This window comes from Ruegeria sp. AG7 (genome assembly GCF_056541545.1).
In genome coordinates, this window is record NZ_JBQFYP010000002.1 from 241,365 (window position 1) to 255,700 (window position 14,336).

At 52.3% G+C, this 14,336-nt stretch carries 18 protein-coding genes and 1 tRNA gene; 8 read left to right on the forward strand and 11 right to left on the reverse strand.

The annotated features are described in order from the left end of the window. Positions 1 to 128: 128 nt before the first annotated feature. Positions 129 to 1,736 carry an amidase family protein gene (locus tag ACR0BF_RS04175; protein ID WP_480624329.1) on the forward strand — a complete coding sequence of 536 codons (1,608 nt, stop codon included), beginning with the start codon at positions 129 to 131 and terminating at the stop codon, positions 1,734 to 1,736. A gap of 351 nt (positions 1,737 to 2,087) precedes the next feature. Then, entirely contained in the window at positions 2,088 to 2,510 is a 423-nt protein-coding gene (locus ACR0BF_RS04180; protein WP_480624330.1) for an HIT family protein, read from the forward strand. A 494-nt stretch (positions 2,511 to 3,004) separates the two neighbouring features. On the opposite strand, the gene lipB is transcribed toward ACR0BF_RS04180, so the two are convergent. Together lipB and ACR0BF_RS04190 are read right to left on the reverse strand one after the other, a co-directional pair. Further along, positions 3,005 to 3,661, reverse strand: coding sequence for a lipoyl(octanoyl) transferase LipB (lipB, locus tag ACR0BF_RS04185; protein ID WP_480624331.1), 657 nt, complete (start codon positions 3,659 to 3,661; stop codon positions 3,005 to 3,007). Positions 3,662 to 3,702: 41 nt separating this feature from the next. Next, the gene (locus ACR0BF_RS04190; RefSeq protein WP_480624332.1) at positions 3,703 to 4,362 is read right to left on the reverse strand and encodes a DsbA family oxidoreductase; all 660 of its coding nucleotides are present in this window, start codon (positions 4,360 to 4,362) and stop codon (positions 3,703 to 3,705) included. 141 nt (positions 4,363 to 4,503) lie between these two features. Here ACR0BF_RS04190 and ACR0BF_RS04195 point away from each other — a divergent pair. The 4 genes from ACR0BF_RS04195 to ACR0BF_RS04210 all read left to right on the forward strand — a co-directional run bounded on the left by ACR0BF_RS04195 (position 4,504) and on the right by ACR0BF_RS04210 (position 6,873). Beyond that, positions 4,504 to 4,590: transfer RNA gene (locus ACR0BF_RS04195), tRNA-Leu, on the forward strand. A 249-nt stretch (positions 4,591 to 4,839) separates the two neighbouring features. Beyond that, positions 4,840 to 5,958: a hypothetical protein gene (locus ACR0BF_RS04200; RefSeq protein ID WP_480624333.1), complete on the forward strand. Its 1,119-nt coding sequence runs from the start codon at positions 4,840 to 4,842 to the stop codon at positions 5,956 to 5,958. Then, a complete protein-coding gene (locus tag ACR0BF_RS04205; protein ID WP_217357063.1) occupies positions 5,955 to 6,311 on the forward strand; it encodes a hypothetical protein in 357 nt (118 codons plus the stop codon). Before ACR0BF_RS04200 ends, ACR0BF_RS04205 begins: the two co-directional genes overlap by 4 nt. Beyond that, the gene (locus ACR0BF_RS04210; protein WP_480624334.1) at positions 6,301 to 6,873 is read left to right on the forward strand and encodes a hypothetical protein; all 573 of its coding nucleotides are present in this window, start codon (positions 6,301 to 6,303) and stop codon (positions 6,871 to 6,873) included. Before ACR0BF_RS04205 ends, ACR0BF_RS04210 begins: the two co-directional genes overlap by 11 nt. 76 nt (positions 6,874 to 6,949) lie before the next feature. Here the strand turns inward: ACR0BF_RS04210 and ACR0BF_RS04215 are convergent, their stop codons facing one another. The 7 genes from ACR0BF_RS04215 to ACR0BF_RS04245 all read right to left on the reverse strand — a co-directional run bounded on the left by ACR0BF_RS04215 (position 6,950) and on the right by ACR0BF_RS04245 (position 10,576). Beyond that, positions 6,950 to 7,663: a helix-turn-helix domain-containing protein gene (locus tag ACR0BF_RS04215; protein ID WP_480624335.1), complete on the reverse strand. Its 714-nt coding sequence runs from the start codon at positions 7,661 to 7,663 to the stop codon at positions 6,950 to 6,952. 72 nt (positions 7,664 to 7,735) lie between these two features. After that, positions 7,736 to 7,990: a hypothetical protein gene (locus ACR0BF_RS04220; RefSeq protein ID WP_480624336.1), complete on the reverse strand. Its 255-nt coding sequence runs from the start codon at positions 7,988 to 7,990 to the stop codon at positions 7,736 to 7,738. 28 nt (positions 7,991 to 8,018) lie between these two features. Beyond that, on the reverse strand, positions 8,019 to 9,401 hold the full coding sequence (locus ACR0BF_RS04225; RefSeq protein WP_480624337.1) for a hypothetical protein: 1,383 nt from the start codon (positions 9,399 to 9,401) through the stop codon (positions 8,019 to 8,021). A gap of 55 nt (positions 9,402 to 9,456) precedes the next feature. Beyond that, complete coding sequence (locus ACR0BF_RS04230; protein ID WP_480624338.1) at positions 9,457 to 9,714, reverse strand: hypothetical protein; 258 nt, start codon at positions 9,712 to 9,714, stop codon at positions 9,457 to 9,459. Between the two features lie 70 nt (positions 9,715 to 9,784). Further along, positions 9,785 to 10,027 (reverse strand): hypothetical protein, encoded by a 243-nt coding sequence (locus tag ACR0BF_RS04235; RefSeq protein WP_480624339.1) that lies wholly within the window; start codon positions 10,025 to 10,027, stop codon positions 9,785 to 9,787. A gap of 1 nt (position 10,028) precedes the next feature. After that, positions 10,029 to 10,355 carry a hypothetical protein gene (locus ACR0BF_RS04240; protein ID WP_480624340.1) on the reverse strand — a complete coding sequence of 109 codons (327 nt, stop codon included), beginning with the start codon at positions 10,353 to 10,355 and terminating at the stop codon, positions 10,029 to 10,031. A 32-nt stretch (positions 10,356 to 10,387) separates the two neighbouring features. Next, positions 10,388 to 10,576, reverse strand: a complete 189-nt coding sequence (locus ACR0BF_RS04245) for a helix-turn-helix transcriptional regulator (RefSeq protein WP_170363172.1) — start codon at positions 10,574 to 10,576, stop codon at positions 10,388 to 10,390. A 212-nt stretch (positions 10,577 to 10,788) separates the two neighbouring features. Here ACR0BF_RS04245 and ACR0BF_RS04250 point away from each other — a divergent pair, with 212 nt between their 5' ends. Continuing rightward, positions 10,789 to 11,088 carry a DUF4156 domain-containing protein gene (locus tag ACR0BF_RS04250; RefSeq protein ID WP_480624341.1) on the forward strand — a complete coding sequence of 100 codons (300 nt, stop codon included), beginning with the start codon at positions 10,789 to 10,791 and terminating at the stop codon, positions 11,086 to 11,088. Positions 11,089 to 11,112: 24 nt separating this feature from the next. Then, on the forward strand, positions 11,113 to 11,880 hold the full coding sequence (locus tag ACR0BF_RS04255) for a nuclease-related domain-containing protein (protein ID WP_170363858.1): 768 nt from the start codon (positions 11,113 to 11,115) through the stop codon (positions 11,878 to 11,880). Positions 11,881 to 11,903: 23 nt separating this feature from the next. On the opposite strand, the gene ACR0BF_RS04260 is transcribed toward ACR0BF_RS04255, so the two are convergent. Both ACR0BF_RS04260 and ACR0BF_RS04265 read right to left on the reverse strand, forming a co-directional pair. Next, positions 11,904 to 12,815 (reverse strand): hypothetical protein, encoded by a 912-nt coding sequence (locus ACR0BF_RS04260; RefSeq protein WP_170363174.1) that lies wholly within the window; start codon positions 12,813 to 12,815, stop codon positions 11,904 to 11,906. Further along, positions 12,812 to 13,990: a tyrosine-type recombinase/integrase gene (locus ACR0BF_RS04265; protein WP_480624342.1), complete on the reverse strand. Its 1,179-nt coding sequence runs from the start codon at positions 13,988 to 13,990 to the stop codon at positions 12,812 to 12,814. The genes ACR0BF_RS04260 and ACR0BF_RS04265 overlap by 4 nt, the downstream gene beginning before the upstream one ends. Between the last annotated feature and the right edge of the window lie 346 nt (positions 13,991 to 14,336).

Here is a 14,336-nt window from a genome sequence, read left to right on the forward strand (position 1 = left end):
ACCGCAAAGCAGACCTTCGCCACGGAGTGATTTACTGCCCCGAGACTAGGCAAAATATTTGACCAAATCGCTACCTGAAACGCGCTCTGTAGTTGTCAGACAGCTGCCCCTAAAAAGAGGCTACTGAGTTGCAAACGTATCGACATTTCGAGCAGATGCTCCAAGTGTTAAAAAAACGTAAAGATACAAAGCATCTAAAAGAGCAAGGAGCGACCCTAATGGTTGGAAAAACTCGTAGATCATTTTTGAAGGGGTCCGCTGCCGCAGCGTCTGTTATTGGTATGCGGCCAGTTGCAGCGCTCGCACAAACGCGTCGCATGGATGAACTGATCGACGAAGATGCGACGGGGCTCGCGGAGCGTTTGCGCGCTCGTGAATTTACCCAAGCTGAATTGGTCGAGACGTTCATCCGCAGGATCGAAGTAATGAACCCAGCGCTGAATTTCATGACGAACTCGGCCTTCGACCGAGCCCGCTTGAAGGCTGACACAATCCCGCTTGATGCTCCCTTCGCCGGTGTTCCAATCCTGATGAAGGACATGATCGACATCGGTGGTTTGCCCCGTACGGACGGGTCAAGGTTCATGTTGAATAATGTTCCAGAGCGGAACGTAGAATATGTTGACGGTGTCGAAGCCGCTGGGTTCAACATACTGGGCCAAACAAACGTGCCTGAATTGGCAAGTTTCATTATCACAAACAATGATGTTTTTGGGGCCACAAAAAACCCGTGGAACCCGGACTATTCGGTTTTCTCTTCAAGTGGTGGATCTGCTGTCGCGGTTGCGGCCGGGGTTGTTCCGATGGCGCACGGAACAGACGGCGCAGGGTCCAATCGGCTTCCACCTTCAGCGACTGGCATCTTCGGCATGAAACCGAGCCGCAGGCGTATGCGGTCCGGTGAAGCAAACGGCACTCACGATGTCGCAAAAACAAACCAAATGCTGAGCCGCACGGTCCGCGATAGCGCACTTGCGTTTTCTCTTACGGAATCTCTGTCAGGTGATCCATTCCCGCCAGTGGGCTTCGTCTCAGGGCCGTCCGACCGACGGCTTAAAGTAGGACTGGTTGTTGACGATGGTAAATTGATAACAACGGACCCGGAGATTTTGAAGGCTCAGCGCAAGGTGGCGCTCCTGATGCAAAACCTTGGTCATGAAGTGGAAGAAACGCCCTGGCCCGTCGACGCAAATGTAATGGCCGACGCCTATTCAAATTTCTTTGGTGGCAAGGTCGGTGCGCTCAAATCAGCAGTCGAGGGGGTCACTGGAAAATCGGTCATGGAGTCGGGTCTGCTGACGCGGTTTCTGGCCTCCAATATCGAGGCATCAGCAGAAATTTCGCCCGAAGAAATCGCAAAAGGCCGTGCGTTCCTCGACAATTTGGTTCCTGTGTTCGCCGATGTTTTCGAGAAATATGACGTTCTTCTGGCACCTGTCGCACCCGTGGTGGCTCCGCCCTTGTATGAGCATACCCCGGACGAGTTATTTTCTGATGAGTTGTCTCAATATGTTGCTGCGCGTCTGAAATTCACGTCGCCAATCAACTTCGCTGGATGCCCGGCCATGTCCGTACCGCTCTCCTGGAGTGCAGACTTGGGTATTCCGATAGGTTCACACTTCATCGCAGCAGAAGGGCAAGACCGGCTTCTGTATGAACTGGCCTATGAACTTGAAGAGGCACGCCCCTGGAAAAACATCTGGGCGCCGTTCTCATTGAAATACGTGCCGGTCTGATGTCGCATCACTTAGTTTCAGAAGCGGACATACGGTCTTCCGATACCTAAAGCTGTTTTGTCCGCACAATGGACCTTTGACTTGAGCTGGAAGAAGTATTCAACAACTTAACCAGTTTTAGCCAAGTTAAGAAATGCGAAACCTGTGCTCTGCGGCGTAGGCAGACACCACCTGTCAGGAACGTGCCGCATCTGTCTCTGACGATGTGATCTCATGCCAAATCCAAGTGTACAAAACGTACAACCCCCACTGAAAACCCGGTGCAATTTGTACAATTCAGGCCTCAAACCCCCGGCTTGACCCGGCGGGGCGGGTGGACCACAACTCGGTCAAAAGCCCCTCAAGGAACGGATGGCAACCATGGATTATGATCCCGACAACATCTTCGCCAAAATTCTGCGCGGCGAGATACCTTCGTCAAAAGTTTACGAAGACGCCGACACACTGGCCTTCATGGACATCATGCCGCGCGCTGATGGGCATTTGCTGGTGATCCCCAAAACACCCTGCCGAAACGTGCTGGATGCCACGCCCGACCAACTGGCGGCGGTCATGAACACCGTTCAAAAGATGGCTCGTGCGGTGATGAAAGCCTTCGACGCAGAGGGTGTAACCATTCAGCAATTCAACGAAACCGCAGGCGGGCAGGAGGTTTTCCACCTGCATTTTCACGTCCTGCCGCGTCATGACGGGGTGTCGATGCGCCCACCTGGTAAAATGGGTGATTTCGATTTGATTGCCGAACATGCGGAAAGGATAAAAATCTCTTTGTAATCAATGGCTTCATGTCTGTTTGTGAGGTGCCAATCCGGACAAATGCCAGCATCCGCCCGTGCATGTCGCCGCGACCGGAGACAAGAAAACCCGAAACCCCTCCTTGGGACAGGCCATGAGACTCCACAGCTGGACAACGCAGAAATCGCCTGCCCCCGACCATTGCGGCTTGAGCACGGGTTTCAGCGTGAAGGGGGGAAATGAATTGCCGTTCCGATTTGGGGTCGGAACGGCAGACTCGTAACCAAACACTTCTCGGATTTCGAGGGCGAGCCCTTGATCACCGGTTTAACATACCACTCACTCTTGATTGGCAGTTTCATATTACTCGTTAACAACACCGGTGTATCCTAGAGAATTAAAACTTGCCTAAAGAATAACGTAAAACTGAATGGTTCTTGGTAAATTGCGACGTGTTTCGGAAACAGAGCCTTCCGCACATGCATATTGTTGTATCCAAGCGCAGCGGAAGCTGATTCTCTGCCAAGGCAGAATCAGAAATCAGAGGCACCAAACACGCCCTCGAAGGTTTTCTTCAAGGCCGCATCGAGATCATTCATGGTGACCGGAAGCCCCAGATCCACCAATGAAGTCACGCCATATTCGCTGATCCCGCAGGGAACAATGCCCGAGAAATGCTCCAGATCCGGTTCGACATTGATCGAAATACCGTGAAAGCTGACCCATTTGCGTAAACGCAGGCCAATTGCCGCGATCTTGTCCTCTGCCGGTTTGCCGGTCACCGTCAGCGGTTTGTCGTCGCGCCGCACCCAGACACCAACGCGCCCGTCGCGTATTTCGCCATGCACGTTGAATTCGGCAAGTGCCGATATCAGCCAGTTTTCCAACTGCTTCACGAATTGGCGCACGTCGCGCCCGCGCTTGTTCAGATCCAGCATGACATAGGCCACACGCTGACCGGGGCCGTGATAGGTGTACTCGCCGCCCCGTTTGCTTGCATAAACCGGAAAGCGGTCAGGATCGGTCAGGTCTTCTACCTTAGCTGACGTGCCTGCCGTATAAAGCGGCGGGTGTTCCAGTAACCAGATGCACTCCTCCGCGTCGCCGCGTGCAATCCCGGCGACGCGTGCCTCCATAAAGGCGGTCGCTTCGTCATAACTGGTCAGACCATCGGTGATTTTCCATTCCATGGCGGCCTCATATCCGTCCGTAGCGGGCAGGGGAAGAGGGGTCAGGCCGCTTCGGTCAAACACTGTTGCAGCACCCGGGAATAGGTATCGACCCCTTGCGCGCCGGTCAGCAGGTATTTTCCGCCAAACACCATGGACGGCACACCTGAAATACCCCTGCTGGTCCAGAATTGCTGTTTCTCTCGCACCAAGGCGATGTGTTCGCCGGTCTCAAGCACCTGACGTGCGGCATCAGGTTTCAGCCCGGCAGACGTGACGGCCTGCAACAGAGCCTCAACGTCGGACACATCCTGTTGCCGTGTGAAATATGCGTCGAAAAGCGCAAGCTTCAATTGGTGTTGCTGGCCCTGACTTTCGGCCCAATCCAGCAACTGATGCGCCTTGATTGTATTCACGATCCGACTGTCTTCGTGAAAGTTGAAGGTGAACCCCAGTTCTGCTCCGATCGCCGTTAGCCTGTCACGTGCCTGCTGGCTCTGTTCGGGGGTCGAGCCATATTTCTCCGTGATGTGTTCCCGCAGGTTCTGCCCTTCAGGCGGCATGTTCGGGTTCAATTCGAACGGGTGCCAGCGAATTTGGGCCTGGATGCCCTGCTGTTTCAATGCCACGTCAAGCTGGCGAAACCCGACTATGCACCACGGGCACACGACGTCTGACACGATATCGATTTGGATGATGGCGCGGGTATCGGGCGAGGTCATCTGCGGCTCCTGTCAGATCGAAACTGTGTTGATCACCGGCTTAGATAGGACTGCTGCGAAGGTTTTTAAACCAGTGTGTTTTTGCCTCTTCACATCGCGTGCGCCAACGTCTATACGCCGCTCTACCAAGTCACAGGCAGTGCGGTCGTGGCGGAATTGGTAGACGCGCAGCGTTGAGGTCGCTGTGGGGTAACACCCGTGGAAGTTCGAGTCTTCTCGACCGCACCAATAAATCAAAGAAAAATGTATAATTATAGTATCTTAGGTGCTTGCCAAGTTTCTCAGACCACCCTTTAGACCACCTTCTTTCGGTTGCTTGAAGTTAATCGTTGGTAACCACTATGGGCGATTGTCTTTGATGTCGGGCAACTACATTCATAGTGTGTTATTTCCATTGAGAAACACTGATTTTCTTGTCGGACTGTACCAAGTCCAGATGCGACGTAACGTGCGTTGAATTCTCGTGGTGGCTGTGTGATGCTTGATGCACAATATGTAGATTTCTGGCTCCCAAGGGTTGATTCCACCCCTGCGGCGACAAGTGGACATAGTATGAAGAATGAAGTTTTCGAGGGCTTGATTAGCCAAGATGTACTTTTTGAAGTTCTGGAAAGTCAGGCAACACTGGATGCGGTGAGAGCTTTTTTGCGGTCTAAGAAATTACCGCATTCGGCATCAAGCTGGAAATCAATGATTGAGACAAGGGTCGAACCTGTCTTGGCAAACGGTTCAGTCACCGTTGATGAATTAATCGGATTGATCCGTGAGGCTGAAGAACATGGCAGTAAACATGTCAGGCTTTTTCACTATGACGTAAGCAATATTGACGAGTTGAAACAAGCCATAGAGCCGCAAACCGTCGCCGCTTGGGCCAAGGGCAAGGGTTTCCCGGAGGTCGGTGAATATGTGTTTGCTGCGTTTCCTGAACATCCGGTTGTCGCGGAGGTCAGAATAGGAGACGGCGAGGATACAGATGCCCTGATTATTAAAATCGCGCGGACAGAGTACCGGCGAAAGAGGGGCGTTTTGACGGAGTATGACGGAAGGCAGGTGTACGTATCAGATCGCGTCCCGTTCCGAGCCGTTGACGTATTGAAGTTGCACACGAGTGGCCTTTTGGAGGTCCGCCTTAATCCAAGGAGTGAACCTCCGATTTCTTACCCCGGATTTGCAGCCTCTGTACTCAGCCAATTGGAAGGGCTGATCAATCCAACTAGGATAGGCGAATTAAGTCTGTCGAACGCCAAAAACTCGTTCTCGGACCTTCAGAAGAAAAAGGAGGTCGCGGAGAACTTTGAGTTATATGAAACTCAGCACAAGAATGACCGTGGAGACAGGATACAATCCACATCACAAGCAGATCAGGGGGGAATTCTTGAATCGGATGTGATGACGGAAGTGATCAAGCAGTTTACAGTAGGCGATCCTGAAGCCTACTGTGAGAGGGTTCGTGTCTCCTACCAATTCGGCGAAATTAAAAAGATCAATGCAATCCTCTCCGAAGATATAAACGAAATTATTTTTACTGCGGGATTGTCTCGGCAGGAATTTGACGCAGTGTTAATTGCAATTCTCAAGGTGAACAGCGAGGAATGATGTTCGGCAAACGTCGCATTGCAGGTTGGGAGAATCGACTCGATCTTGAAGTCGACAAACTCCGCAATGCTTCGACGTACCGGGAGCTTACGTTGAACAGGATCAAAGACCTTGTTGGCGCTCCAAACGATGCGGAGTTGTTGCGCGCATTGGCAAAGCGCGTATCGGAGGGAAATTTAAACGTCGTATACCGTGTGATATCGCCATGGACGAAAGCATCCTTGGCTACTTTCAAAAGCCCTCTGGATGTCCCGGAGGAAATGCTGGACGAAAGTACTGGTGAGATGGTCGACATAGATCGTTTCCGTAATGTTGAAGCCGTTTACGTCTCCGAGGTTGTTGGTGCCGAGTGAACAGACCCGCGCGGGGTGGTTCGCGCAATCGGAAAAAATCTACGAAGAAGTCAAAGTTCTAGACGGTCTCCAACAGTTTGAGGTGCTTCGGCATCGACTTGATGTAATCGAAAACGAGCACGCCAAGTCGGCCATCGAGTTTATGGTTTGGTCATGGCTGCGTGACGGAAAGCCGGAAAAGAGTGTTAGCCAAAGGGATTTGCTCACTACAAACAACATCCTCATTGCGACTTTTGTGGCAGTTTTCTTAATCGTTTGGCTGGAAATAGGCGTGTCGATAGTTTGGGCCGGAACTCTGGCGTTCGTAACGGTTGTGTTATTACGATTTGTATTCAGGATGTTTGATCGTGGTTTTATGTTCCGCCGCCTGTTCACAGCTTGTGTTAGTTCCGGGCTTTTTTTGATTGTGCCAGCCACATGGTATTTTGAGTTCGAAACTCCCTACGGCCCAGTGTCCTATGGAGGAGCGCCGGGAGGTGCTTTGATCATGATATGGGCGATTTGCACAGTTCTTACGTTTGGGGCGGCTGTTTGGGAGCACGTCGCTTCTGAACGAACCTAGAAAATCGAAATTTCCGGGTGCACTTTTCGCGTTAGAGTGAATACTTACCCAGCTTCAATTTTCGCTTCTTGGCGGATCAAGAAGACGCTGGTAATGCGCTCTGCCGCCTGCGGGGGGGTAAGTCTACTCGCGGTCCTAATGTAGGTCCTGTTGTGCCGTGATCAGATCGTATTTCTGATAGCAATTCGTCGTAGCGTTCCGGCTCAGCATCTTCGGCAACCTCTGCCTGACTGTCAGAGACCGAAAGCAGTTCGACCAGCCGGATTTGGAGTTCACGGACCAGCATCATGTCGCTTTGCTCACCGTCGCGCACTTCGCCGTAGGCATTGGCATCCATCGGGTTTTGGCCGGGACGCCCATACAATCCGATGCGTTCTCCCATTCTGGCGAACTGCGCTTCGGCGTTTGTCACAGTGTTCAAGAAGGCGCGTTTTTCTTTGGCGTCGCTTGCTGCTTGATAACCGGCCCATGCTTCGGCACGCACTTGACGGAGAGAGGACACGCTTTCCATCACGAAGTCTCGTGGCTGCATGGATACCGCTTCCTTGCGCAGGTCATCCAACAGTCTCCGCTTCCATCTATATGCGGTATCAACGGAAATTCCGAACGCATCGGCAATGGCTTGGCCGGAATAGTTCTGCATCATCATCGGGTGCAGCAGTTGCCTGACAATTTCCCATTGTTGCTCAGAGCGTAGGCGACCAGATTGCCGGATCATTGCGGCAGGTGAACGGACATTTTCGGCGTCAAGTTGGGTTTGCTCGGGCGTTGGGCAGGGCTGCTCGGTCATTTTGATGCCTTTCGGACTTTGGGGGTTATTTGCGGCGTTAACCGGCATTGCAGTTCAGAATTGCACCCGGGTTCAAGTGTCGATGTCCAACCGGGCGATGATCCAACCCAATGCGAAAAACGCCGGATAGAACAGCAACCAGCCCCCATAAGTCAGGTAGTGGACTAGCGACTTTTCTTGTTCGTGGATGACGCACACCATCGCGTCCACGTCACCGCCCAGCGCATCGCGTTTTCGACTAGGTAAGATGATTTTCTGGTATGTCGCGCGTCCGATCACCAGATAGAGGATCGTGACAAGGATAAAAACGACTGTGGCAATACTCATTGGTCTGTTTTCCTAATGGGGTTGGTGTTTAGTTCGGCAGTTTGAGATGTCTTTTGAGAATGGCGCGGATGGCGTCATTCTCCCTCGTACCGGGTTCTGCAAAGAGGTTTTCGTGAAGGTGGCTAAACGCAGGGTGGTCAACGTTCGCGTCGGCAGAGGTTCGCAGATAATGCGAGAAGTCTGGCCCGTCTGATCGTACGGCGGGGAAGCCTGCACGCCAGTCACGCAGGACACGCCATGTGTTTATCGGAGGCGCGTCTAGGAGCGGGCTTGCAGGCGTTATTTGGTTTGGGTCAGCAGCAGCGTCTGCATAGGTCCCTAGAAGCGCGTGTAGCCGCGCCATATCCATCTGCTCTGCGATGCCAAGTCGCTCTTCCAGCCGGGAACGCGCGTCGTCAGCAATGCCAATGTCATTCCGGTTGGGATCGAACTGATAGCCGAGGAATTCCAAAGGCGTATCGTCGGCGTATTCGGGTTCACACATCGCAAGCGGACCAGCAGGACACCGTTCAAGATGAGCGGTCAAGGTATCTGCCATCGCCCGAGTTCCAGCAGGGGTACGAGCAGCAATGACGATGTTGTCAAAGCAGATCATAACCTTTGTATCAGCGCGATCTGGCAATCTGACAAGCAGATGCGCGAGAACAACACCGGAGGCCGGGGAGCCTTGCATAAGGCCCTTTGGCCCGCTTACATTGTGGTCAATCTCATATATACTCCCAGAAGAACCAAAATCCTGTTTAGCCTGCGAAGCATTGTCGGGATGGTGGGTCACTGAAAAGCATAGGCTTCTAGTATCGAGTGCTCGGCGGGTCACCTCCTGTGGCAATGGTAGGGAATACAGGGCGTCCGGGTTGATGCTCTGATAGCAGTCAATCACGTCGGTCTTGGCTAGGTAGACGTACCCGGAATTCTGAAGCTGTTTGAGCTGTCTGGCGAGGTCATCACGGCTTGCCCCGGGGATGCCGAACAGCTTGCCGTTGGGCACGGTCAGTTGGCTGATCACTTCCCGGATTAAGTAGTGCGCAGCCTTCAATGCCGGTGGCAACATGCAGATAGGACGCGAAGACCCGTCGGGTTTGGTCTTCGGATACCATCTGATCGGCGGATAGTCGGTCGCCCAAGCATTCACTTGCATGCTCAATGCTCTAACCTGATCCGGGTCCGCACTGCCGCCCAGCGCTTTGTATGCAGAGACGAGTTTGGCATGGGGTGACCTGAGAAAATCGCGGGCAACAGGTTGAAGGCGTTTCCCGGAAGTAGTGGCGGAATGGATAGCGTTAGCCCGTTCACGATAGACCTCAGATGCCCAGCCAATTTCTCGGGACCATTTGCGGTCCATTTCGTGCATTGAACCCGGGTTCATTATCGCCATGCGCTGGGCGGTATGCGTTTCATAAGGATCAGGCATGGTTGTTTGCACCCGGGTTCAAATTCTTCGGTTCAATGGGATTTGCGCTTGGCATTCAGCGGGCGACTTGGCCTGCCGCTGAAACCTGTCTCAGATGGTGCAAAAAGACATTCCCGGCAGAGTGGGCAAGGACCAGTTTCTCTCCAAACTCTAAATGCATCTCTGCGGGGAATGCATCTTCCGGGTTATCAAGGTCGCCTTGGATCGTTTCGCGCAGGCCGTCGAGACGAACAAGGTATTCCGCTAGTAGCGCTTGGAGCGCGTGGTTTTTCTGCTCGGTTTCAGCAGGATCATAAGGCATGTTTTTAGGCATGGGTTTTCCATTCTAGTTGGGTTGATCTGACAGGTAGGGTTCGGGCGGAATTGCACCCGGGTTCAATAACTCAGGGGCTTTCGTCCAATTCTTCGAACGCGAATTTGCACTCGTAACTCTCTTCCACCTCGCCTGTGCTGAATGTGGTTTGGACCGGATCAACAGCGTATTTTTCGAGGTGGTGCTTGGTTTCTGCGGAGATGGTCACAGCAACACCATGCTTGAACACGATAAAGTCTCCCTGTGCCCCGTCCGGCACGAATTTACTGTATTGCCGTCCACGCATTAACTTGGCTTTGAACTTAGGCTCCATCTTACATACCCCCTTCGTTAGTATTCGTGCCGCCGAACGCGCGGGTGATGTTGCCGGAACTGCTCTTGGACGCGGGCTTATCACCCAGTGAGATACCGAGACGGCTTTCGATGCTTTTCCTACGTTCGCTGCGCTGATCTCTTTGAGTACTTTTCTTTTCCCGCCCAGCGCGATCAGGGCTGACACCGAACGCCGCTGCCGCGTTGCGTTGGGCGGTGATCTTGGTTGTTTCAGGTTTGGGGTTTTCCGGGTTGTCACTTGCGCGACTTGCCAAGCCCCAATTGTGTTTCAGGGAACTGAACCCGGGTGCATCTTTTTTTGATGACATGATTATCTCCGATATTGTGGGTTGAAATTGAGTTAGCCGCGAGCATCCGCGAACGCTTGCATTGCGGCTGAAACTTCATCTTCGAGCCAGTAAGACCGCGATCCAATCTTGATCGGCCTCGGCCACCGGCCATCTTCGATCATCCGATGAAGCGTACTTTTGCTGAAAGGACAGACTTCAAGCACCTGATTGGTGCTGTAGAATTTTTTGTGAGTTTGCATGATACATCCTGTGAACCGTTGGTGTGTCTGGGTTCAGAGGTATCAGGATGGTTCCACCCAAGATGCGCGAAAAAAAAGTTTTTGTTGAACCCTAGAAAATTGACTTTGCCCCTCGTGGCTAGACCAGCACACTAGAATTTTTTCGGGTGGGCATCGCTTCAATGTTCACGGTGAACATGCTTCCTATCAGTTTGAGATATTAGGAGGTTAAAATGCGTGGATTTGGGGTAATTGCTTGCTTCGTGTCGGTAGCGGCTTGCAGTACTGAACTTACTTCACAAGGCCAGCAAGTTAGGCAGCTTTCACCCGAAACCGTTCAAAACTGCCAGTTCTTGGGTCCGGTCAGTGGGACAGAGCTTTTCGGGTTGGATACAACCATGGACGCGCGTAGTGCACAAAATAAGATGCGCAACGCCGTCGGAGCTCTGGGTGGAAACGCGTTTGTTCTAACGCAGACTTCAACTAGCGATGATGGGACATTCGTTTCTGGTGACGCATACAAGTGTCCGTAGACTGGACCGCGGTGGCCAAGGCAGATGAACTACAACACCCTAAACGACATAGCGTATTTGGGATTTTTATGCCTCATTTTGCTGGGGCTTTGGTTCTTTCGTTCTGCGTGGTTCAAAGGTGCATCGGGGGAGTTCTGGGTTAGGTCCGCACTTCGATCTCGTCTAGGCGCGGCTGACTACACATTACTCAACGATCTGACGCTACCGGTTCGGGGTGGCACCACTCAAATTGATCATGTCGTTGTTTCTATACATGGCATCTTCGTTGTCGAAACAAAGAATATGTCTGGTTGGATTTTCGGCAGCGCCGACCAAAGAACGTGGACACAAACCTTTCGCCGAAAGAAGTTTAAGATGCAAAACCCAACGCATCAGAATTTTAAACACGTGAAAGCTGTTCAGGAACTTTTGGGCGTACCTCAGCGCAAGATACATAACGTTGTCGCTTTCGTTGGTTCGGCGCGCGCGCGAACGCCGATGCCTTCGAACGTCGTATGGAGTGTCCGTGAACTAGTAAGATACATAAAGAGCTTCGACCAATTACTGTTTAGCGAGGACGAAGTCCCGGCGCTGGTAAAAAAGCTTTCAGATGGTGCTGTCGAAACCAACCGCAAAACGCGCCGGGATCATGTGAATCATGTTCAGTCGTTATCCGGGCAGCAAGGAACAATGTTGGCTAAATGCCCAAGATGTGGATCAGCGATGGCGAAGCGCACAAACCGCAAATCTGGTAGTCAATTTCTCGGGTGTTCGAATTATCCAAAATGCAAAGGTACTAGAAGGATACAATAGGGCAGTCATATTTGATCAGGAAGTCACTCGAAAACACGTTGGTCGAACGCGCTTTTGTAATTCCTTACAACATGGTTATCTGCTGAACCCCTTTCACGTTCGGGGTCGTCGCCTTCCCAAACTCCAAGACGCTCTCGTATCCACTTGTCGGTTGGCTGACACGCGTTTGGAGGCGGGTTGAGTAGCCATTCAGCACGCAGCCTATCCAGTTGCCGTCGGAATGCATGATCGTAAGCTTTAGTCGGTGGGGCATACATGTCTCGCTCCCGATCTCCCACCATCTTTGTCCCGACAACATACCGGATTTCCGGTTCACATGCCGCTGCAATTCTAGAGGCTGATTTACCGAATAGATAAAGGTTACTATGCAGTACGGGTTTTAGAATTGTAGCTACAATGCTGTTTGGATTTGACGGCATCCACCGAACTGCCCAGCGCTCATTGACGAATGGAAACAATTGATCGGCGATTATACCGGCTTTGTAATACTTGAGGGCGTCACTGTATGTTCTGAGTGCAATGGGTTGCCTCCCCGGATGCCGCCGCGATCTAAGAGCTTGGTCCAGACCCAGCGTACCTCTTTCGCCGCAGCGGATGTAGCGATCTTTTCGCAACAAAGAACCCCAATAAACGTCCCTGTTAGGCGAGTTGTTTCGTCCGTTCGGCCATAGCAGGTCTTCCATGCAATAAAACAGCACGCCGCGCTGTATGGTTTCTATAAAGCTGATCGCAGTTCGACCTTGTTCATCCGCAGGCCAATCTCTTGGCTGGGTGCCTCCTAGTGCTAAGTCCCTAAAATTCTTGACCGGTTTTAGTGCACTCTTCTCTTCGGATAAGGCACCCCTTTCTTCTAAGAATACACCACTAATCGTCTGTCTGAGTTGATCTTCGACTTCGCGGAGCTTGCGGTAGTCGAATAGTTGTTCTTTGGTCATTGCGCCACCAGTTTGACAATGTCCGCTCTCCGTCCGGTCACATGCTGCGCCCAGCGCTCCATAAGAACACGGCGTTGTTCAAGGAAGTCCGTTCTGCGGTAGGTGCGTTCCACCTTGCTACCGGTCTCGTGGGCAAGCGCCATTTCAGCGACTTCGCGGGGCGTGTCTGTAGCCTCTGCGCACCATGTCCGGAAACTGGACCGGAACCCGTGGGGCCGTGCCTCTAATTCCTGACGCTCCATCAGGCGGGACATAGTGGCGTCGGAGATGACCCCCTTTTTGACATTGGGAAACAAGTAGCCTTCCTTTTCGAACGCCGTTGCTTGCTCAATGATGCGCTGGGCTTCCTTCGACAGGGGCACATGAAACTCTTTGCCGGTCTTCATCTTATCTGCCGGTATTATCCAAGTGCCGTCGTGCAGTTCGTCCAGATGAATGAACCGTAGCGGCTTGGACCGTACCGCAGTGAGGATTAGTAACCGAAATGCGAGATGTGTGACCGATCCGTCATCAAGGCTTTCATAGAATGCAGGAACTTCTCCCCATGGCATCGACGGTATGTGCTTGCGCACTTGCCGGGATTTACCAAGCAGGGCTTTCGCCTTCATCGTAGCTTGCAGGTCCACATCAAGCCCCATGGCTGCACCGTGCCGGAAAACGATGCCCAAACGGTCCATCGCTTTCTTCGCGGTCTCACCTTTGGAATGCCAGATAGGAGCGAGGGTGTTTTTTATGTCCTGTTGATCAATCTCTTCAATCGGCACATTGCCAAGTTTGGGGAGGACGTGAAGCTGAAGCGGTGAGAACCAGCGCCCAGCCTTGCCGTCGCCCTTTAATTCAGCCTGACGCGCCGCAAAGGCTTCCTTCGCCACTACCGTTAGTGTGTGGTCAGCTTTAGCGGCTTCCCGGCGCATCCGTTCCCGTTCTTTGATTGGGTCTTTTCCCTGACGGGCTACGGCTCTCCATTTCTCAGCCTCTTCGCGTGCCTCTTTCAGAGAGACGGCAGACAAAGCCCCTAAACCCATCTCTCGACGACGCCCGTGGACATGAACTCGAAGGAACCACTTGCCGCCATCACCGTCTTTTTTGTGCAACCAGAGGCCCCCGCCGTCCGAGTATTTGCCGGGTTGGGCATTCTTTACCTGCAATGATGATAGCTTGTTGAGTGCTGGCATTGGTCCACCCTTTGGTCCACCTTCTACTGTGAGGCACAGTGAACCATCCTGAAGCGAATGGAAACCACATATTTATGTTTTACAGTGGTTTAGTCGAATTTTCGAGACAACCTGAAACGGCAAGAAATATGCGTGTTCAAGTCTTCAATGCATCTCGACCGCACCAAATCTTTTCGTATCCTGTGAAGTGCGGATCAGCTTATGCGAAGCTGACTTTGCCGTTCTTGTCTGTTCACTTGCATTGCAAATCCGTGGCCCGTAACTAAGCCATGTGTCGGGAAGCGTGCCATGCCTCTGCAATGATGCGATTTTTCCCTTCGTCCTGAATTTGCGGGCCATGGTTGCG